18 protein-coding genes are annotated in these 21,500 nt (G+C 54.0%); 4 read left to right on the top strand and 14 right to left on the bottom strand.

What is annotated here, in order from left to right; genetic code table 11:
- Positions 1 to 95: 95 nt before the first annotated feature.
- From RB297_RS27430 to RB297_RS27370, 13 genes are all read right to left on the bottom strand, one after another.
- Positions 96 to 962: a carbohydrate ABC transporter permease gene (locus tag RB297_RS27430; protein ID WP_090912776.1), complete on the bottom strand. Its 867-nt coding sequence runs from the start codon at positions 960 to 962 to the stop codon at positions 96 to 98.
- Position 963: 1 nt separating this feature from the next.
- The gene (locus tag RB297_RS27425) at positions 964 to 1,899 is read right to left on the bottom strand and encodes a carbohydrate ABC transporter permease (protein ID WP_332296542.1); all 936 of its coding nucleotides are present in this window, start codon (positions 1,897 to 1,899) and stop codon (positions 964 to 966) included.
- 97 nt (positions 1,900 to 1,996) lie between these two features.
- Positions 1,997 to 3,316, bottom strand: coding sequence for a response regulator (locus RB297_RS27420; protein ID WP_375121882.1), 1,320 nt, complete (start codon positions 3,314 to 3,316; stop codon positions 1,997 to 1,999).
- Positions 3,316 to 5,148, bottom strand: coding sequence for a sensor histidine kinase (locus RB297_RS27415; protein ID WP_375121881.1), 1,833 nt, complete (start codon positions 5,146 to 5,148; stop codon positions 3,316 to 3,318). The genes RB297_RS27420 and RB297_RS27415 overlap by 1 nt, the downstream gene beginning before the upstream one ends.
- A 303-nt stretch (positions 5,149 to 5,451) precedes the next feature.
- On the bottom strand, positions 5,452 to 7,317 hold the full coding sequence (locus RB297_RS27410; protein ID WP_375121880.1) for an SLC13 family permease: 1,866 nt from the start codon (positions 7,315 to 7,317) through the stop codon (positions 5,452 to 5,454).
- 363 nt (positions 7,318 to 7,680) lie between these two features.
- On the bottom strand, positions 7,681 to 8,943 hold the full coding sequence (locus tag RB297_RS27405) for an SGNH/GDSL hydrolase family protein (protein WP_213580214.1): 1,263 nt from the start codon (positions 8,941 to 8,943) through the stop codon (positions 7,681 to 7,683).
- 74 nt (positions 8,944 to 9,017) lie between these two features.
- A complete protein-coding gene (locus RB297_RS27400; RefSeq protein ID WP_096777001.1) occupies positions 9,018 to 9,353 on the bottom strand; it encodes a hypothetical protein in 336 nt (111 codons plus the stop codon).
- Between the two features lie 180 nt (positions 9,354 to 9,533).
- The gene (locus RB297_RS27395) at positions 9,534 to 9,800 is read right to left on the bottom strand and encodes a hypothetical protein (protein ID WP_096777002.1); all 267 of its coding nucleotides are present in this window, start codon (positions 9,798 to 9,800) and stop codon (positions 9,534 to 9,536) included.
- Between the two features lie 66 nt (positions 9,801 to 9,866).
- Entirely contained in the window at positions 9,867 to 10,730 is an 864-nt protein-coding gene (locus RB297_RS27390; RefSeq protein ID WP_036671729.1) for an inositol monophosphatase family protein, read from the bottom strand.
- Positions 10,731 to 10,993: 263 nt separating this feature from the next.
- Positions 10,994 to 11,995: a UV DNA damage repair endonuclease UvsE gene (uvsE, locus tag RB297_RS27385; RefSeq protein ID WP_375121879.1), complete on the bottom strand. Its 1,002-nt coding sequence runs from the start codon at positions 11,993 to 11,995 to the stop codon at positions 10,994 to 10,996.
- A complete protein-coding gene (locus tag RB297_RS27380) occupies positions 11,992 to 12,309 on the bottom strand; it encodes a hypothetical protein (RefSeq protein ID WP_009591113.1) in 318 nt (105 codons plus the stop codon). Before RB297_RS27380 ends, uvsE begins: the two co-directional genes overlap by 4 nt.
- Before the next feature lie 98 nt (positions 12,310 to 12,407).
- Positions 12,408 to 13,502, bottom strand: a complete 1,095-nt coding sequence (locus tag RB297_RS27375; RefSeq protein WP_012819030.1) for a D-alanine--D-alanine ligase — start codon at positions 13,500 to 13,502, stop codon at positions 12,408 to 12,410.
- 45 nt (positions 13,503 to 13,547) lie between these two features.
- A complete protein-coding gene (locus RB297_RS27370) occupies positions 13,548 to 14,570 on the bottom strand; it encodes an amidase domain-containing protein (protein WP_009591119.1) in 1,023 nt (340 codons plus the stop codon).
- Between the two features lie 316 nt (positions 14,571 to 14,886).
- Between RB297_RS27370 and acnA the strand changes: the two genes are divergently transcribed.
- Together acnA and RB297_RS27360 are read left to right on the top strand one after the other, a co-directional pair.
- Complete coding sequence (acnA, locus tag RB297_RS27365; RefSeq protein ID WP_096777005.1) at positions 14,887 to 17,604, top strand: aconitate hydratase AcnA; 2,718 nt, start codon at positions 14,887 to 14,889, stop codon at positions 17,602 to 17,604.
- 181 nt (positions 17,605 to 17,785) lie between these two features.
- The gene (locus RB297_RS27360; RefSeq protein ID WP_176502551.1) at positions 17,786 to 17,941 is read left to right on the top strand and encodes a hypothetical protein; all 156 of its coding nucleotides are present in this window, start codon (positions 17,786 to 17,788) and stop codon (positions 17,939 to 17,941) included.
- A 236-nt stretch (positions 17,942 to 18,177) separates the two neighbouring features.
- On the opposite strand, the gene RB297_RS27355 is transcribed toward RB297_RS27360, so the two are convergent.
- Positions 18,178 to 18,918, bottom strand: a complete 741-nt coding sequence (locus tag RB297_RS27355; RefSeq protein WP_009591105.1) for an IclR family transcriptional regulator — start codon at positions 18,916 to 18,918, stop codon at positions 18,178 to 18,180.
- Positions 18,919 to 19,139: 221 nt separating this feature from the next.
- Here RB297_RS27355 and RB297_RS27350 point away from each other — a divergent pair, with 221 nt between their 5' ends.
- A complete protein-coding gene (locus RB297_RS27350) occupies positions 19,140 to 20,132 on the top strand; it encodes an alpha/beta fold hydrolase (RefSeq protein WP_096777006.1) in 993 nt (330 codons plus the stop codon).
- 161 nt (positions 20,133 to 20,293) lie between these two features.
- Positions 20,294 to 21,472, top strand: a complete 1,179-nt coding sequence (locus RB297_RS27345; protein ID WP_375121878.1) for a Fe-Mn family superoxide dismutase — start codon at positions 20,294 to 20,296, stop codon at positions 21,470 to 21,472.
- Positions 21,473 to 21,500 lie beyond the last annotated feature (28 nt).

Raw genomic sequence — 21,500 nt, 5'->3', positions numbered from 1 at the left:
CTTTCCTCTCTCCATCATAAAAGCCAAATCCGGAAAGGACGATGTGCATTCATATGACGATCGTGTGCAGGGCTACGATGTGTACCGCTGCTGCCCTACCCTTTGACGGCCGAGAGGCTGACGCTGCGCATGATGAATTTCTGGAACGCCAGAAATACGAAGATCGGCGGCACCATCACCATGAACAGGATCGAAAATTTAACGCTGCTGTCCAGGCTCCTTGCGTTGATGACATACTTGTAAATGGCCGTAGCCAGCGTATATTTGTCCTGGGTCTGCATGACGAGCGACGGCCAGAACCAGTCGTTCCATGCCGTGGAGAATGTAAAAATCGCCAGCGTCGCGAAGATCGGAACGGATAGCGGTATGGCGATCCGCAGGAAGCTGCTCATCTCCGAAGCGCCGTCGATGCGCGCCGCCTCGAAGATCTCCGGGTGAATGCCGTCGAAGAAGTTTTTGATCAGCAGGAAGAAGTACGCGTTCGCTCCGGCCGGCAGCCAGAAGGCCCAGTAGGAATTCAGCAGGCCGAGCTCCTTCAAATTGACGAAATTCGGAATCATGTAACTCGACGCCGGAATGAACAAGGTCATCAGAATGAAGAAATAGATGGCCCGATGATACGGAACCCGGATGCGGGAAATGCTGAATGCCGCCATGCCCAGCACCAGAATCGTGACCAACAGATTACCGCCGAAAATCAGCAGCGTATTCTTCAGAAACATCGGCAGATCGATGTATGCCCACCCCTTCGGGAAGTTCTCCCAATGCCATTCCGACGGGAAAAAGCGCGGCGGAAACGTGTTGATTTCCTGATTGCTCTTCAATCCGTTGAACATCGTCATGCCGATCGGGTACAGCATCGTGAAGGTCATCACGGCAATGCACAGCACCATAAATCCGTAAACCGCCTTATTCCACGGTTTTCTCAAATCCGAAGCGGACAGAATGCCTCTCTCTTTCATCCTAGTACTCCTCCCTGTTCATCTTGAATTGCAGGATGCCCAGCAAACTCAGCACAAGGAACATCAAGATGCCCATCGCGGTTCCGGCCCCGTAATCCAGCTGGTTAAACGCATATTTTACGGTAAGGAGCGCATAGGTGAGCGTGGCCTTGTTCGGTCCGCCATCCAGCATCGCCAGCTGCGATTGATACGCCTGTGACGTGCCGATCAGCTGCAGAATCAGCATGAGCACAATCAGATTGCGCATCGAGGGAAGCGTGATGTATTTAATCCGGGCCCACACGCCGGCACCGTCGATTTCGGCGGCTTCATACCAATCCTTCGGTATGCTCAGCACTCCGGCCAGATAGATCAGCATCGCCGAGCCGAATTGCTGCCATGTCTCCATGACGACCAGCGATACCATCGAGAAGCGGCTATCCGATATGAACGATACCGGCTCTGCCCCGAAGAAGCCGAACAACGCATTGACCGGGCCCACCGGATCGTACATCCATCGCCACATGCCGTAGAGCACGACCCCGGGCACGACAAACGGGAGATACGCGGCAATCCGGGCGAACCCTTGAAACAGCTTCAGCTCCGAGATGGCAATGGATGCGGCGATGGGCACCCAGAAGCCGATGACAAGCGTTAACAGCATGAAATACAACGTATTCCTGACCGATAGCAGCAGGTCGGGATTGCTCAGAACGTTGGCGTAATTATCCAAACCGACGAAGGTATTGCCTTTTACGAAATCGATATGAAAAAAGCTGTAAAAGATCCCTTTGAAAATCGGCACCCATAAAAAGACGATAAAGATCGCTATGGCCGGGACAAGGAACAAATACCCCCATACATACTTCCTCCACAGCGGCTTGCGCTTATGCTCCTTCCGGGCGCGGCGGCCGGGCTCGATCAGAGCCTGGCCTTGTGACATGATCGTTTCTTCCATCCGACTCCCTCATTCCTTTATTCAATGTCTAGCTTTTATTGTAAAAAAGCCGGGGAGCCTTCGAACATGTCTAAAACTATGTGAAGTATGAAGGATCTTACTTCTTTAGCTCGCTTGGGCTGACGCCGTAGTATTTTTTGAAGATTTTGCTGAAATGCTCCGGGGATTCATACCCCACCCGCTCGGCTATCTCGTACCGGCGGAGATCCGTGTTCAGGATCAATGCCCTGCTCTCCTCCATTCGCAGCTTCACCACATACTCCCACAGGCTGCTGCCGGTATATTTTTTGAACAGGTAACTCAAATAGTTGGGGCTCACGTGATTGTTCTTCGCTACATCGTGAATGGTCAATCCCTTCTGGCGGTAATGCTCGTCGATATATTGCCTCGTATTCTCCACGATCCGGTTGCTCTGGCTCGAAAGCACCTCCTGCGACGTCTCCTGGGCATAATTGTGCCAATTGAAATCCCCGTAATAAAAGACATGGAAATCATGCAGCTGCTCGCTCCACAGCATCGCTTTGTCCGCCTGGCGGCTGAGCACGCTCAAGAATTCCCGTCCCCTCAATATTTGGCTGATGCCCACGGTACAGCTCCGTTTCAGGTGCAGCTCCACATGGTGGTGCAGACTCCGGCCGATCATCTCCAGGTGGTGGATTTTCCCGCTGGCGTTCTCCTCCATTTCCTGCTCGCTCCATTGAAGGATGATGTTGACGTCCCGTTCCGGCGAATAGAACACTAAGGTGTGCGGCTCCTGCTCCAGCAGCTCCTTGGCGATATTCAGCGCGGCATATTGAATCAGGTTTATATCATGACTGGAAAAAGAAGCGCTGCGCTCTTCCGCCAGTCCCAGTTTCATTTTGATAACGGCAAAATAAGGGCCGACCAGGCCCAGCTCCGACTCGTCGGGACCGGCAGCAGCCGATGGATCCGGCTCCATGGAGAGCCGCTCGTTCAGCCGCTCTATTCTTTCGGACGGCGGCTCCTCCATCCGGAAATGCTCATTATCGGCCATGAGAAGCGGCTCGACCTGGGGTGCCGGCCGGTCCATCTTGAGCAGCACGCTGCGTACCGAATCCAGAAACTGCTCGCTGTTCAGCGGTTTGATCAAATAATCCTTGGCTCCTAGCTGAAGCGCCCGCTGCGCATATTGAAATGTTTCATGGGCTGAAATAATGATCGTCTGTACCCAAGGCTTCACGATCTTTGCCTGCTGCATCAGCTCAATGCCGTTCATCTCGCCCATCTGGATATCGGTGACCAGCAGGTCGATGTCCCCCATCCGTATGTAGTCCAGCGCTTCCTGCCCGCTGTAAGCCGTGGTTATGCCATCGATGGCAAGGCCCGAGGACGTTAACAGCCCTGCCAAGCCCTTGCATATCAAAGGTTCGTCATCTACCACCAAAATGTTGTACATCAGGAAACCTCCTGTCCGGTTGCTGTAATGGTTGCTGCTTCTGTTCGCGGTATCGTGATCGTCACGCGGGTTCCCCCTTCTTCCCCGGGCTCATACTGCAGCCCGTAGCGGCTGCCGAAATGCAGCCGTATCCGCTCCTGGATATTGCGGATGCCGTAGCCCAGCGAATGATCGGGTGCATCATCATGGAGCAGCCGGTGAATGGATTCGTAGTTCACGGGACGGAAGCCGTTATCTTCAATGACGATCCGGCATCGATCACCCTCCAGATGACCCGATACGCGGATCATTCCGTCCTCGCCCATATTTTTAATGCCATGAATGATCGCGTTCTCCAGCAGCGGCTGGAGCGTGATCTTCGGCACATGATTCGCCAGCAATGCCTCGGGAACGTCCCATCGGATCGTAAACTGATAATCATAACGGTTCAGCTGGAGATTCATATAAGCCCCCGCATGCTCAAGCTCTTCCCCAAGCGTGATAAGATCCCGGCCCCGGCTGAGACTGATCTTCATCAATTTGGATAAATCCTTGATCATTTCGGCGGACTCGGTATTGCCCTCCATCGTGCTCTTCCAGTAAATGCTCTCCAGGGTGTTGTACAGCAAGTGGGGATTGATCTGCTGATAGAGCAGCTGCAGCTGCGCTTCCTTCTGCTTCAAATCCATATTGTATTTGTAATGGATCAGGTCATTCAGTCGGCGGGCCATGTCATAGATCGTGGAGATCAGGACGCTGACTTCGTCTTTTCTGCGCCGATAAGGAGTTTCCGGCACGACGTTTCCCGGTTCGTACCTCCTCACGAAATGCGCCAGCTTCTGGAGCGGCGTCATCAGCGACTGCCAGAAGTAAAAGACGATAATGAGGCCCACGGCAAAATAAGCGACGGAAATGACCTGTATGACGCGCTTCATCTCGCTTTGCTGGGCAAGCAGCGTTTTGACGGGCACCTTGTAAATCAGCTTCTGCTGGAGCACGTAATTGTAATCGATGACATAGATGAAATCCGACGTGATCACGTCCATGACGCCGATCGTGGAATGGCCCGGATCCGCTTCGGGCGGCAATTCCAGCTTGCCCGCCATGCCCTGTACCGACGAGGTCAGGATATTATCGTCCCAATCCGTAAAATACAGCTCCCCATCGGGAATCGAGACCGTCGATAACGACTCGCCGATCCGCGCGTCCAAATTGGTGACCAGCAGTACGCCGATGGTACCGCCCCGATAGATATTGTTAACGGCCCGCACATAGCTTAAAGTCTCTTGATCCTGTCGTCCTTGCACCGGCGGCGACAGATTGGCCATGCGCTTCAGGTACCCGTTCCCCTTCATCGCCACGGCTTCATCGAACCAAGCGGGCTTCTCCTTCTCGTCGGAGAAAAAATATACCCCTGCTTTTCTGCGGTCTGGGTAATACGGGGCAAAGAAGTAGCTGTTGTCCGGGTCGTACACATAAAGCGAGTAATAGACCGGTTCACGCTCATCCGTCTCTTGGGAGAAGGAAATCAGCATCTTTTCGAGCCGCTCGTAATTTTTGACGCGTTCCAGCACGGTAACCTCGGCAAAAGGATCCAGCTGCTGGATCTGCGAGTTCTGGATGACCGTGGAGGTTACTTTGTTGACGGTTTCAATGTCCCGGTTAATCAGCTTGAAATTTTGTTTGTTCAGTTCGATATAAGCATTGGTCACATGGCGCTTCAGGATTTGCCCGGCCATGGAATTCCCGTAGGCGTTCAGCCCGAATAACGGAATGACCAGCACCAGGAACAGCAGAATCATCTGCTGTTTGATGTTCATGCGGCCCAGCGGATTTTTGAAGCGGTTCTTCATCGGCCCTTGCACCTCCGGCTTTCTCAAGCATAGCAACAATCCAGCGGGATCAGCGTAGTCATTTCTACGGAAATGATGCGCATTTTTACGATTAGGCAGGATGCCCTAAGTGGATGTATTAGCCCTGCGGCAGGCGATTTCCTGCAAAAGGGGCAGGAGCGTCTGGCGGGAGTCGATCTGTCGAGGTATGAGGGAGTATTGACCGCCCGTCTTCCACGCTATCTACCCTCAAAATGGAATAACACCCGCATGCGCGATCCTCATCGGATTGAACATGCGGGTGTTAGGTGCCGGTTCCCTTTTTTAAAACGGAAAGAACAGCGGCAGTACCGCCATCATGACGAGCCCGATCGTCAGTTGAAGCGGCAGGCCGACCTTCACGTAATGGCTGAATTTATAACGTCCTGCCGACATGACGAGCGCGTTGGGCGGCGTGGAGAACGGGGACGCAAAACACATGCTCGCTCCAATCGAAACGGCGAACAGAAACGGATACGGACTGGCTCCCATCTGGATCGCAGCCGATAACGCAATCGGCGCGAATAATACCGCGCAGGCGGTATTGCTGATAAACAGCGTTAGCAGCGAAGTGGTGAAATACACCCCTGCCAGCAGGGCAAGCGATCCATAGCTGCCCAGGGAATGAACCAGCATATCCGAGATCAGCCTGGCGGCTCCCGTCTTCTCGATGGCAATGGACATCGGGATCATCCCTCCAATAAGGACGATGCTCTCCCAGTTGACCGTCTTATAGGCTTCCTCCATGTTGCGCACGCAGCCGAACACCACCATCAATACCGCGGCAATCATCACGGAGGCCACCGCCGGAATCCATTCCGTCACGAGCAGGATCACCATCAGCAGCATGATACCCGCCGCGATCGGCGCTTTGTGATCCATCGTCAATTTGCGCGACTCCTCTGCAGGCTGCCCCACCACCACGACATCCGTCTGCTCCGCTGCCAGCAGGGCAATGTCCTTCCACGTGCCCTGCACGAGCAGCGCGTCGCCAAAGCGCATTTTCTCTTCCTTCAGATGATGCAGCAAATACTGTTCTTTACGCTGGATGCCCAGAATGTTCACCCGATACTTCTCGCGGAATCCCGAATGCTTGACGAGCCGGCCGATCAGACGCGAGGACGGCGTCAGCATCACCTCCGCAATGCCGACGTCGCTTGTGGCGTACTGCGACTCTTCGGCATGTTTACGATGCTCGGGCACACCCTGGTCCAGCATGACAAGCCCGTATGTCTCCGCAAACTCCGATGCCCGCTCGAATGGACCATTCACGTACAGAATATCCTCTTCCTCTATCACGGTCCCGGGACCTGCGATCTCCTGGTTGATCGTTTTGAAGAATTGATTCTTGGCCGACATTTTACGGCGGATTTCAATGATGTTGATTTCGAACTGTGCCGGAATATCCAGCTCCCGCAGCGTCTTGGAGCGAATGGAGGAATCGGCTCCGACCTGAATCCGATACAGGTTCTGGGTCAGCCGATACTGCTTGGCCAGCTCCCTGAGCGAGCGTCCGCCCTGGTTCCCCGTTCTTCCTTCTTCATTGCTGGGAAGATAACGGCGAAGGAACAATATCGCGAGAATCCCGGTTGCCAGACACACCAGGCCGATCGGCAGAAAAGCAAAAAACGACAACCGTTCGTACCCTGCGTTAATCAGTGTCTCCTGAATCACAAGGTTCGGCGGCGTTCCGATCAAGGTGAGCATGCCGCCCAAGCTGCTTGCAAACGCAAGGGGCATCAGCAGCCGCCCCGGATTGATCTCCGCGCTGTATGCCAGACTGACAACGATGGGCAGCATCACCGCTACCGTGCCCGTATTGCTGACGAATCCGCCGATGAGCGACGTCACCAGCATGATCATGATCAAGAGCCGGGTCTCGCTTCCTCCGCCCAGCTTCAGCAGCTTCCCGCTGGCCATCTTGGCCAGCCCGGTCTGGAAAATCCCGCCCCCCACAACAAACAAACCGATCATCATGATGACAACCGAATTGGAAAAGCCCGACAGGGCTTCAGCCGGACTTAAAATGTCCGTTAGCATAAGTACCATCAACACGCCGATCGCGACCAAATCCGACCGCACTTTTCCCGACATGAACAATACGGATGCCACGGCCAAAACAGACAACGTAATGATCATCGGTCCATTCATTCCTTGATCCCCCTATAATGCCATATCTATGTTTCTTCCAAGATTCGACATTCGATAAACCTTTCCCTGCCCATTTCACGGATCTGCCACTTTCCGGTCCGGAGCAGGCGGCCAATCTGCGCCAGCGTCACACCACCCATTCAAGGGAAATGATGTAGTATTGTAACACCTGCCGGGAGCATCTCATGTTAAAAACGTCACAACCCTGTGTGCAAATCTTTAGGCGATATCCCCATCCGATCCTCTATCGAACCGTCGACCATAACGAGGGGTAAACAAAGAACTTCTCTCGTAGGCCGTCACGGGGGAATCACAAAAAAAGCTGCATCGGCTCCTTCCAGCCGGTGCAGCTTGCTCATGGAATTACAAATTGATGAATGCGGTACGCAATTTGGAACTGTACTGAACGTCAAAGCCCAGGCCGGATGCAATCACGGCGAGCGGCACGTAGGTTTTATCCTCTTTTCCTACCTTGTGCAGGAAAGCCGGCGTATCGATCGGTACGGCCGTTCCGTTGACTTGAACGGTTTTGGCGCCGATCTTCACCACGACCGTCTGGTCTCCGAAGGTAATCGTTGCGCTGGATGTTTTATTCTCCCATTTGGTAGTCGCCCCCACCGCGTTCACGATGTCTTGTATGGCTACGTAATTCAGGTTGTCGCGGAGGATCGGCTTGTATGGCGTATTCAGCTCCTGCCCTTTCACGACGATGCGCATCGGCTGCCCCTCATTTTGAACAGGAGGTTTCTGATAGCTGCCCCAGATCGTCTCTGCAAACACGCTGGCCATCGTTTCGTATCCGTATTGGTTCGGATGGATGTCATCCTTCAGGATATGGGTCATCGTCAGCTCGGAGCCCACGAATTTCTTCGCGACATGCGCTACCTTGATGTCTACGCCCTGGCTTGCAAAACCGCCGGCCACCCCGTCCACCAGCTTCGTGAACTCACCGGATGCCGCAAGCAGTTTCGCGTACGCGACGTCATCGGCGATTTTGGGAACCGGGTTATACTGGTCGGCCACTACGATCGCGGCATCCGGATTCAGGGAATGCAGGCCTGTAATGACGGATGACACGTTGTCCTTATAGATCTGGAACAGTTCCTGCATCTTGGCTTGCAGCTGCTCATCGCTTAACGTTTCCACGGTGCTGACAAGACTCATCATGTCATTGCCGCCGATCGTAATGGTGATCAGATCGGCTTCGGCGATAATCGGCTTAGCTTTCGCTGCATCGGCGCCGATCTGCTTGGTCCGCGGATCGATGCTGCTGAGTCCCGGCTGCAGCTCCTCCGGCGTGATCGCCCGTTCATCCAGGACGGCCTTGACGTAGTTGTTCAGCCCGTCGGTCTTCAACCCGCCGATCCCCAGATTCGTGACTTCGGTCCGGCCATGGAACAGCCCCTGCTCATACAGCCGGTCAACAAAACCGTACGGTTTGCTGTTCAGATCCATTCCCGGCTCATACCCGACGGTCAGCGAATCCCCCAGCGTTACGATACGATATGTATGCTTAGCCGCAGCCTCATCGGCATAAGCCGGCGCAACGCCCGGTCCGACTAGCGCCACCGCGAGCGTCAAGCTGCCGGTTACTGCCGCCAGCCCCTTCTTCCATTGTTTGAACATGACTTCACTCCCTTAACGTCGAATATCTTGATACAGCCTTATTTTACCACCACCATCAGGCGAATGGTACCGAATCAAGCCGGACGAGACGGCTTCATGCGAAGATAAGCGAATAGATAACCTATGGAGGTAACTCCAATCCAAGCAAATATCCCTGGCGTGCCTGCCATATACAGGCTTGGCAGTATCGACCATCCAAAAGCAATCAGCAGCAGCATTCTGTACGAATACACCATCGCAATCAACGCCAAGCAGCCTGGCAGAAAGAGCGTAATGAACGTATTCAGGGCCGGACTCCAGTTCATAACGTCCGTAAACGGATTAAAGATGATAAGTATGCACCACAACAGGATGGAACCCACACCTGATAATCCTGCCAAAAAATGAGAAGCCTTCAGCTGAACCCGCATTGTTTCTCCTCCCCCCTATATGGACAAGGTCGCACATCCTGACTCCGACATTCACCGTCTTGAAGAGTCTTATCTTGATTGCTGCACAAAAAAATGGACAGCCTGTTTCATGCTGTCCATTCCTGATACCGAACTAGGATGATGTTACGCTCCAATACCGCAATATTCCTTGAAGCGCTATCACACGCCTTCGCCTGAATCCTCAGGCTTCTCCTTCTTTACCGCCTTATCGATATACTTGTCATAGCGGTCATCCAATTCCTTTGCCATGCTGCGGTATTTGAGCGTCTCCTCCACGATGGGGTCGAGCTGCGTCTGAATCCGGATCTCATATTTCGGAGAGAGCAGCCTGCGCTCCTCCTTCTCCCGATCCTTCTTCTCCATTTCACCGTCCGTTAACATCTCGCTGAGCTGGCGCTCCAAATCCTGATCCGACTTCTCATTCATCGTACGCACACTCCTTTTATCAAACGGTTAATAGTGAACGGCATTCTCTCTGCGGATGGTGACCGTTTAGCGGACCAAAGCCTCGCCCGCATCTTTTAGCGTATCCAAAAAACGCTGATGAATCAACCCGTTGGTTGCCGCTAAATGACGCACCGACAGATCGTAGGGACGTCCTTCCGTATCGGTTACTTTGCCGCCGGACTCCTGAACCAGCAGCGCGCCTGCGGCAACGTCCCAGGCACTCAAGCCGTGCTCCCAGTACCCGCTCAGCCGGCCGGCCGCCACATAAGCAAGATGAAGCGCGGCTGAACCGCCCGCCCTTACATTGCGTACCATCGGCAGCAGCGCCTGAAGCTCCGCCATGTTGAGCGGCAAGTTGACCTTGCTGTCCAGCGGGAAGCCCGTGGCCAGCAAGCTGTCCGACAATTGTTCCTCCGTGGAGACATAGGTCGGATTGCCGTGAACGTAAGCCCCTTTGCCTTTTTCCGCCACGAACAACTCGTCCCGGGAAGGGTCGTAGATAACGCCGACAATCACTTCTCCATGATGAGCCAGCGCGATGGATACCGAGTAAAACGGAAATCCGTGAACATAGTTCGTCGTGCCGTCCACAGGATCGATAATCCAAAGATACTCTTCGTCTTTGGCTTCCTCAAGCGCCTTCGCATAGGCATCCGTACCCGGGGCAACCCCTTCTTCTCCCAGGATCGCATGATCCGGGAAGTGCGTCAGGATCAGCTTGCGGATCATCTGCTCCGCGCCTTTGTCGACCTCGGTTACGATATCCTGTGCCGAAGACTTGGTGCTCAGCTGCTTGACGGTGCCCAGTTTGCTCTTAATCCATTCTCCCGCTTTCGCGGCGCAATTAATCGCAACGGCGGTATAGCTCTTACTGCTGACAACATAAGGAATCTTTTCATTCTCGTTCAAAGCACTCACTCTACTTTCTATATAAATCTAGTAATCTTGGAAATCTCTACATCCTATTCCGTCATTACGGTAGCCGAAAGGGCAGCCACGCGAAAATTCCGCCTATTTCAATAAAAGTCCGTCCTATGCTGTGCACCTGAATGCTTGGCGAGAACGAACTTTTTAGTCCAATGTCATTATCTTAAGGGGAATCCCTGTTTGGCTACTTCCAACGTAACCCAAAACCCATCAACTTGCAAGTGTTAACAAGCTCAACTTATCGGTTAAGGGTTCACTTCGATGGAAGCACCGTCGAGTATGGTAATGCCCTCTTCCGTATAATTTCCCAGATCCCTCATCAGGTCAAACAAGGCGCCGTCCTTCATCTTCGCTTCAATCATCACGTCCACTTTCGGTGTAGCCCCGGCAATATTCCTTAAAAAAGCGAGCAGCGGCACGACATCCACCCCGTCCGCATGGCTGCGGATATCGGTCTTGCTCTTGGGGCTGGAGACATGAATCTTCGGCGGGAGCGGCTGAGCCGGCTCCGAATCGGCCTGCGCCAGCGGCGTCTCCCAGGTGCGAAGGATATCCGGCCACAGCTCCCAGGACGCCTCGCCGTCGTTATTGACCCACTGGTGATGGATGTCCAGCACCATCGGCAGCCCGGTCTGCTTGCATACGGCCAGCGTTTCCTGGGCTGTAAAGGTTTTATCGTCATTTTCAAGGGTCAGCCGTTCCTTGATGTGCGGGTCAAGCTCATAAAAATGTTCAACGAATCGGGCCGCTGCCGAAGGCTTGTCCCCATAAGCTCCCCCAATGTGAATGTTATTCTTCATGGAAGCAGGCAGTTCCATCGCCTGCAGCATGCGGACGTGCGACTCCAAGTCGCGGACCGAATTGACCAGCACTTCGGGACGCGGCGTGCTCAGCACCGTAAAATGATCCGGATGGAAGGAAACCCGCATCCCGTGTTTTTTCACGAATTCCCCAATGGCCTGAAAGCCTTCCCGCAAAGCCGGGAACGGGTCCCAGTCCCGCATGTCGTTATGCGTGGCCAGCGGAATCAGCTTGGACGAGAAGCGGTATACCTTGATATCGTGAGCCGCATTATGCTTCAGAAGCCGAAGGGTATTATGTAGGTTCTCATTCGCGATCCGCTCCAGTTTGTGCAGGCCGGCCTCACGGTCATTCAGCTTCATGAAACTCTTCATCGTCATCGTCTTGGAAGGAGAAGCATTCTGCACGACCGTGGACATGGCCACATAACCGAAACGGACAATCATGCATGGTCTCCGAAGAACATCTCGTGCGCGAGCGCGGTCTGTACGCGCGCTTCCTCATCCGTCAATTTGCGGATGAGCTGCAGCTCGACCGAAGTGACCTCCCGCCCCTGGAAGTTGATCTCCGATACGCATGCGGTGATCAGGACGATGGCCACCGCCCGGTTATCCGGCGTATAGGCAATGACCTTCTGTCCCGTCGGAAACACCCGGAGCCCGTCCTTCAGCATTTTGCCGCGGCCGTATTCCAGCAGCTCGTAGAGCTCCTGCTCGCTTTTAAACTTACAAACGGAATTGAACTCGGTTTGAAATCCCATATCATGTCTCTTCCTTTCATCCCAAAATATTAGACTCAAGGGGAGCCGTAATGAATAGCGCGGACTCCCCCTGGTGTTTCATATCCTATTGTGACGGCTTACGCCTGGTTCTCATAAATCAGGGATTGCTTGCGATGGTACCGCTCAAGGCCCAGCTCGATCATCCGGTCAAGCAGCTCGCGATAGGAAACGCCCGTCTCCCGCCACAAGAGCGGGTACATGCTGAACGGCGTGAAGCCCGGCATCGTGTTCACTTCGTTGATCAGTATCGCACCGTCCGAACGGCGGACAAAGAAGTCGGCGCGGGTAATGCCCCCGCCCTCAATCGCTTTGAAGGCGGCAATGGCCAGGTCGCGCAGCCGATCCGCCGTATCCGGGTCGATCTCGGCCGGGATTTGCATCTGCGATTGTCCATCCGTATATTTGGCCGCGTAGTCATAGTATTCACTGGAAGAGACGATTTCACCAGGAACGGACGCCATCGGCTCGTCATTGCCGAGCACGCTGACCTCCACTTCGCGCGCATCGACGAACTCTTCAACGATGATCTTGTCATCGAAGCGGAGCGCGGATTCAATCGCTGCCTTCAGCTGCTCCCGGTTCTTGGCCTTGGAAATCCCGACGCTCGAGCCGAGGTTAGCCGGCTTCACGAAGCTCGGGAATCCGAGTTTGTCCTCGATGTTCTTGAGCACTTCATGCTGGCTCCGCTCCCACTGGGTGCGGTTGAAATAGCAGTACTCGCATTGCGGCAATCCTGCCTGGGCAAAGAGCTTCTTCATGACGACTTTGTCCATCCCGGCAGCGGATGCAAGCACGCCGGTTCCCACGTAAGGGATGTCCGCCATTTCGAACAGCCCCTGGATCGTCCCGTCCTCGCCGAACGTCCCGTGAAGCAGCGGGAACATAATATCGACCGCCTGATTCTCTTCCCCGTACAGTCTGCTGAACACGGCGTTCAGCGCCGTTTGCGTGCCTTCCCCTTCAGCCAGCTTCAATTCCTCCTGCCGGGCGAAAGGAGCCGACATCTTGCTGCCGATTCTCCAGGTTCCCTGTTTTGAAATATAAAACGGGACAATCTCGTATTTATCAAAATCAAAAGCGTTCATGACCGCGAATGCCGTGGATAGCGACACCTCATGCTCGCCGGATTTTCCCCCGTATACTAAACCAACCGTCAATTTATCCTGTCCCATGTTAACCTCTCTCTTGTCCGTATTGCAGCATGACATGCTGTCATATTAAAAATAATCGGGAATATGGTAAAACCGGTATTCGGTGTTATCGTTCCAAGCATAGGAATCCCGGTAGTCCCAATAGCGGTGGCGGCTTGACACCGTATGCGCATTAACCAGCGGCATCCCGCCCGCGTCAAACGCCGTCACGATGGTGCTGTGCTGAAACGCGCCGTCGCCGTCCCAGTCGTACACGATGACGTCCCCCAGCATCAGCTGTTCGGGACGCTCCACCCGCTCGGCCCGAAGCCCCGTGGTACTGGCATTCAGATAATGCGCGAAGCTGTTCGACACCGCCCAGCTGTAGCTCCACCACTCCCGTTTGTTGACGTATCCCTTGTACCACCATCCCGTTTCTCTTTTACCAGTATAGTGGATTGGGGCTTTGCCTGCAAAGAGGCACTGGGAGATATAGTTCGTGCAATCCACGTCGAATTCCTCAAACTCCGGATTCCCCGAATCCCACCAACGGTCGGCATAGGCAGCCGCGGCTTCGCGTTCGTAACGTCCCGATCGCGGACTGCTGCCAGCGGCGTATACGCGTCCGTTCATGAAAGGAGTGGACGGCTCCCTTCCGGCCGCGTCCGAGCCTGCTCCCGGAATATCGGCCCTTTGCAAAGGATGGCGTTCATCCTGCAGACGTTCGATGCCGACGATCAGCCAGGCATCCCCGTCCCGAATCAGCGTCAGCCGTTCCCCGACAACCGTGTCTTCCCGATGCGTCATCCCTCTTTTTTCATAATAAAAAACGCTGTGAAGCCGCACATCGGCGACCACATCATCTTCCGTTTCCCTCAGTATGCGCTGAAGACGGGCACGGGTCTCGCTCTTAAGCGGCGTTGCCTCCCGCTCCGCATACCACGATTGCAGGCGAAACTGCCTCTCTCCTCTCTCTACCAGGTAGTTCAGGTCCGCCACAATCTGCTCTTTCAGGCCTGAGGAATAGTCCACGCGATTTTGGTTATATTGATTGACGTAAATATATAGAGCTTGCTTCCAAGGCTTCTCGGCTTGCTTCAAACTGTTCATCCTCTCTCCTCCTCTAACCTTGCCATTCACGCCGTTCCCTATCACAACTATATGAAGCAAATCTTCAGGCTATGAACTTCGGTCAAGAGATTGCAGAAACGCGGGATTGCAGCGGCTGCTTTCCGGTAAGAAAACAGTCTTGTTTTCACCTTTTTGAAATGCGTTTCTTCTATAAAAAATGCTTTACGCGGGGAGTTGAAAACGTTATACTTAAAGTAGTCAATTTATGAAATTAGGTTTCATCTAGTGAAACCGAAAAGGATTTAACCCTAACTGTCTTTATTCGATTTATGAAATGACTTAAGGAGGTTCATCAATGCCAGCAAAGGATCAATTCTCCATCTCTCGCAACCTAGAGGTGGGCGGTAAAAGTTACCGCTATTTCAGCCTGCAGGCGCTCGAAGAGCAAGGATACGGCAGCGTGTCCAAGCTTCCTTTCTCCATTCGGGTGCTGCTTGAAGCTGCCGTTCGTCAGTTTGACGGACGCGCGATTACCGAAGATCACGTAAAACTCTTGTCCAAGTGGAACGAAGGACGCGACAACAACAAGGAAATTCCGTTTATCCCTGCCCGTATCGTACTGCAGGACTTCACCGGCGTTCCCGTTGTCGTAGACCTTGCAGCCATGCGCGACACTGTAAAAAAATCCGGCGGCGATCCTAAACAGATCAACCCGCTCGTTCCGGTCGACCTCGTTATCGACCACTCCGTCATGGTCGACGCTTTTGGTACCGACCAAGCGCTTGAAACGAACATGAAGCTTGAATTTGAGCGCAACGAGGAGCGTTACCGTTTCCTCCGCTGGGCTCAAACGGCATTCAACAACTTCCGCGCGGTTCCTCCGGGAACAGGTATCGTTCACCAGGTTAACCTGGAGTACCTGGCTTCCGTTGCGGCTACGAAGACCGTTGACGGCGAAACGCTGGTCTTCCCTGATTCCCTCGTAGGCACGGACTCCCATACAACCATGATCAACGGTCTTGGCGTTGTGGGCTGGGGCGTCGGCGGCATCGAGGCGGAAGCCGGCATGCTCGGCCAGCCGCTGTACTTTGTCACCCCTGAAGTTATCGGCTTCAAGCTGACAGGCAGCCTGGCAGAAGGCGCTACCGCGACTGACCTTGCCCTCACGGTAACCGAGCTTCTCCGCAAGAAAGGCGTCGTAGGCAAATTCGTAGAATTCTACGGTCCAGGCCTCGCCAACATCAGCTTGGCTGACCGTGCAACGGTTGCCAACATGGCTCCGGAATATGGCGCTACGATCGGCTTCTTCCCGGTTGACGACGAAACGCTGGCTTATCTTCGCAACACGGGCCGCTCCGATGAGCAGGTTGAGCTCGTGGAGAACTACTATAAAGCGCAAAACATGTTCCGTACGGCCGATACGCCGGACCCTGAGTTCTCCGACGTAATCGAGCTGGACCTGGCTTCGGTTGTGCCGAGCTTGGCCGGACCGAAACGTCCGCAGGACCGTATCGAGCTTACCAGCATGAAACAAAACTTTAACGACATCATCCGTACGCCGATCGATAAGGGCGGATATGGACTCAGCGACGAGAAAATCGCAGAGACCGTTAAAGTTAACCATAAAGACGGCTCTACCAGCGAAATGGGTACGGGTGCGGTTGTAATCGCGGCCATCACCAGCTGTACGAACACGTCGAACCCAAGCGTTATGCTCGGCGCTGGCCTCCTGGCCAAGAAAGCCGTTGAACGCGGCCTGAAAAAGCCTGGCTACGTGAAGAGCAGCTTGACACCGGGCTCCCTCGTCGTAACCGACTACCTGGAGAAAGCCGGACTCCTGCACTATCTGGAATCCCTCGGCTTCTACGTGGCAGGCTATGGCTGCGCAACGTGCATCGGTAACTCCGGTCCATTGCCGGATGAAGTGAGCGAAGCGATTGCCGACAACGACATGACGGTAGCTGCCGTATTGTCCGGTAACCGTAACTTCGAAGGCCGCGTGCATGCTCAAGTCAAAGCCAACTACCTGGCTTCGCCGCCGCTGGTTGTTGCTTACGCCCTGGCAGGCACGGTGAACATCGATCTTCAGAACGATCCGATCGGTTACGATCCGAACAATGAGCCTGTGTATCTGAAGGACATCTGGCCAACGAGCGCGGAAATCCGCGAAGCGATCGGCCTGTCCGTCAGCGCTGAAGCATTCCGCGCCAAGTACGAGAACGTGTTCACCGCCAATGAGCGTTGGAACAAGATTCCTGTGCCTGAAGGCGAGCTGTACGAGTGGGACGATCAATCCACTTACATTCAGAACCCGCCGTTCTTCGAAAGCCTGGGCAACGGCCTGAACGACATCCAGGACATCAAGGAAGCGCGCGTGCTGGCTCTCTTGGGCGATTCCGTTACGACGGACCACATCTCTCCAGCGGGCAACATCGCAACGAACAGCCCTGCCGGCAAATATCTGAGCGATCGCAACGTGGAACGCAAAGACTTCAACTCCTACGGCTCCCGCCGCGGTAACCACGAAGTCATGATGCGCGGTACGTTCGCTAACATCCGGATCCGTAACCAGGTAGCTCCAGGTACGGAAGGCGGCGTTACGACTTACCTGCCAACGGAAGAAGTGATGTCCATCTATGATGCATCGATGAATTATCAAGCAGGCGGACAGAACCTGATCGTTATCGCAGGTAAAGAATACGGTACGGGAAGCTCCCGCGACTGGGCGGCAAAAGGTACGTATCTCCTCGGCGTCAAGGCTGTACTGGCTGAAAGCTTCGAGCGTATCCACCGCTCCAACCTGGTGGGCATGGGCGTTCTGCCGCTCCAGTTCCAGGAAGGTCACGGCTGGAAGAGCCTCGGTCTGAACGGCCGCGAGACATTCGATATTTTGGGCCTCAGCAACGACGTGAAGCCAGGCCAGGAATTGACGGTTGTCGCTACGCGCGAAGACGGAACCCAATTCGAGTTCCCAGCCATCGCCCGTCTCGACAGCATGGTGGACGTGGATTACTACCATAACGGAGGTATCCTCCAAACGGTACTGCGTCAAATGATCGCATCGAACCAATAAAGCATTCTTATAGGCGATTTGGCCTTAGTCAAAAATCCCCATCATCCACGCGTGGATGATGGGGATTTTGTTATTTCCCGGTACTTTCTTCCTGAATATTGGAAATTCCGTTTCGAATAAGGCCGCACAGGTTAATGGGTACAAAACATTGCGGAAACCCATATCCAGGAGGAAGGTACCGATGATCAAAATACATACGATGGCTTCGTTCCACTATCAATACCAGCGGCCGCACCCGGTGGCGGCGCCTAAGAAAGAGGAAGCGACGGACAAACCCCTGACCTTTCAAGAAATCCTTAATCAGAAAATGAAGGAAAAGAACGTGAAGCTGACCTAAGTTGCGCTTACGTGTTACATACTGAGCTGCAGCGTCAAAAGGACCGTCCCCGCGATCACCAAGATCATGGGGACGGTCCTTTTCCATCCTATAAGAAATAGCGTTGATGGGCGAGCCTTCTCCGAAGACGGCCAGCGCTTGGACGGTTTGTTATGCCGGGCGGCTGTATCACACGCAGCCTCCCGGTCATTGAATAACTTATAGTGATGCTGTCTCTGATCCGGCAATAGAATAAATTAAATCATCATTCCCATTTCCCTTGCCGCTTCCATCAGGATTGGCGCATGCTCGCGAAGCGTTTCGGCCGACAGGCGGGTTACAGGCCCGGACATCGACAATGCGGCGGCGACGCGGCCGCTGCGGTCGAAGATCGGCACCGATACGGCAGCCGCTCCAGGTTCGCGCTCTTCGATGCTGATCGCGTAGCCGTTCTCGAGTATTTCCGCCAGCTGCTGCCGGTACGCGTTCTTATCGACCGCCTCCGGCCAATCCGGCGCATTCAGCAGCTCCTCCTGGTCCGCCTCAGGCGCAAAGGCCACAAGAACCTTGCTGGACGCGCCCACCGAGAGCGGCAGCCGCACGCCGACCTGGGCGACCCGGCGGATCCCCTGGTTGCTCTGAACCGCTTGAATCCGAAGGCGATCCGAACCGTCCCTTAAATAAAGACTTACCGTTTCCCCAAGCCGATCCCGCAAGGCCTCCATCGCCGGCTGAAGGCGAATGGCAGGGTCGTCGCTTTGGGACAGATGCATCGACAGCTCCCATATTTTCAAGCCGAGCCGGTATTTCTCCGTCTCTTTGTTCCGCACAACGAATCCTTTGTCTTCCAGCGTTGTTAGCAGCCGATGGACGGTGCTTTTATGTAATCCGATAAGGGAAGAAATCTCCGTGAGAGCAAGTTCGCCATCCTTCGTAAAACACATCAAGATATCAAGGGCCCGCTCTACGGCGCGTACCGTTAATTTGCGGTCTTCCATCCCGATCAGCTCCTCTCCTGTTTCATTGTATGAAACCTGGTTACAAGAATTATATGAGAATTCTTCTCAAAAGTAAACCATGGGGACAGGGACTTTACAGTTGTCTTACAATCTATGGTTTTGCATTGACTTTATAGGCATCCGGGCATACGATTATTATAATTTCAACTTTTTCATGTTCACGAAACGCACTCAGACTATATGGTAAGGAGGGGCCACTTATGAGCACTACGACTGGTAGTAATGCCCCACTCTCCCAATTGAATGACGCGCCGGCCGAGCTGTCCACGGGCTTGGTCCGTCTAAAGCATATTATATTAGCGCTGTTATTATCTGTCGTTTTTTTCCTCGTTTTCTGTTTTATTGCGCTTCATGCCTATATCGCTTGGGTTTTGTCGAATCCGACGGTGGCTCCGCTCTATTCCAATCCCAAGCTTGCGAAAGATATGAATTACGAGAACGTCACGTTCCACTCGATTGACGGGAAACGAAATATCAATGGATGGTATATCCCGGCCGAGAATTCCTCGAAAACCATCGTGCTCAGCCATGGTTACGGCGCCAACCGGGAGGAAACCTGGGTACCGATGTACGATATCGCCCACTACGCGCACAATATGAATTTCAATGTGCTCATGTTTGATTACGGTTTTGCCTCCCAGACCAGCAAGGAAGTGGCGACCGGCGGCAAGGAGGAGAAACGCCAGCTTCTTGGAGCCATTGAGCATGTGAAGCAGCGCGGCGCGAAGCAAATTGTCGTCTGGGGGTTCTCCATGGGGGCCGGCACCGCGCTGCAGGCAGGGCTTGAGACCAAGGACGTGGATGCCATGATTCTGGACAGCGCCTTTTTATTGGAGCCGGACACGCTTTACCACAATATCCACAACCAGATTGATCTCCCCCGTCATCCATCGCTGGAGATTCTGGAGCTGCTCTTCCCTGTGCTTAACGGCACAAGTCTGGACCAGATCCCGTACAATGAGGTGAAGAAGCACGATTACCCGTTCCCGACCTTGTTCATCCACGGAACGAAGGACGATAAGGCTCCTTACCCGATCGCCGAGAAAATCGCTTCCAACCAGACGCATGCGGATTCCGACTCCTGGATTGTAGAGGATGCCCATCATGAGCTTATCTTCCGCGAGCATCCTAGGGAATATCTGCGCAAAGTATCGACCTTCCTCGGCAAACTCGAAACGCCGGACGAATCCTGAGGTTTTCATCAGGTGTTTCTGTAGCGAAGAGACCGTGCCTTTCAGTATACGATTCTCCCCCCTGCTGCCTGATGCAGCGGGGGTTTTTATATTTCCTTCATAATACAGGCCGCCAAATGAATATAGTGTGTTTAGTGAACCTGATACTGGAGGGAACGGACATGTTATTTCATTATGGAGCGAAGCTCCCGGTGCGATTACTGGAGGAAATTCGCTTTTGGAAGCATCAGGAAAGAAAACACCTCGCGCTGATCAAAGCCGTGGTGCCCGATCTGGAGCCGGTCTACGTCAAAATGCTGGATCAATGGGCCGTCGTGTTCTCCGACACGGAGAAGGCGGCAGACGAACTTCTGCGCCATATTCTAAGTTATAATGCTTCTCCCACGCCTCAAATGCTGGCCCAGGTCGAGCAGCTCTTGCGCGCTTCCTGCGAGCAGTCCAGGGAGTTCATTCGCCAGCTGCACAGCTTAAAAGAGAACAGTGAAGCCGTTCAGAAAGTGCCGCTTGCCGGTACGGTCCTGCACCATGTGATTCGGGAGTCCGAGTATTTCCTGAATGCTCTCGAAACACTGAACGCCGCCGGAGCGCTGGAGAGATTCATGGATGTGGATATGCCGCTGCAGTCGATGACGCTGCACGAGGCAACGTCTCCTCAGCCGTCTACTCCCGAAGCCGAGCTGTCCATTCAAGGCATGGGAGACAGCGGCGGCAAGGCTGTGCCGATTGGCGGACACCGCCTCCCTCCACTGCCTTACGCTTATAATGCGCTCGAGCCTTATATCGACGAGAAAACCATGCGGATTCACCACGACATCCATCACCAAAGCTACGTCGACGGCCTGAACAAGGCGGAGAAGAAATTGGAGGAGGCCCGAAAAAGCGGCGATTTCGAGCTCGTGAAGCATTGGGAACGCGAGCTTGCGTTCCACGGTGCCGGCCACTATCTGCATACGATCTTCTGGAACATCATGAACCCGCGGGGCGGCGGCGAACCGGGCGGAGAGCTTGCACAGCAGATCAAGAAGGATTTCGGAAGCTTCGATCGATTCAAGAAGCATTTTACCGAAGCAGCAGACAAAGTGGAAGGCGGCGGCTGGGCGATCCTCGTCTGGAGTCCGCGCAGCCATCGGCTTGAAATTTTGCAGGCCGAGAAACATCAAAATCTCTCCCAGTGGGACGTCGTCCCTCTCCTCGCCCTGGATGTATGGGAGCATGCATATTACCTTAAACATCAAAATAAACGCAAGGATTACATCAACGATTGGTGGAACGTGGTCTACTGGCCGGAAGTTGCGGAGCGTTTCAAGCATGCCAGCAAGCTGAAATGGAAACCGTTTTAATTCTCAGCCGGCATTAGCTGCTTCGGAT

The organism is Paenibacillus sp. CR_12 (assembly GCF_041953985.1).
Lineage (GTDB): Bacteria > Bacillota > Bacilli > Paenibacillales > Paenibacillaceae > Paenibacillus_AQ > Paenibacillus_AQ lautus_A.
This window is presented reverse-complemented; position numbering and strand designations above follow the sequence as displayed.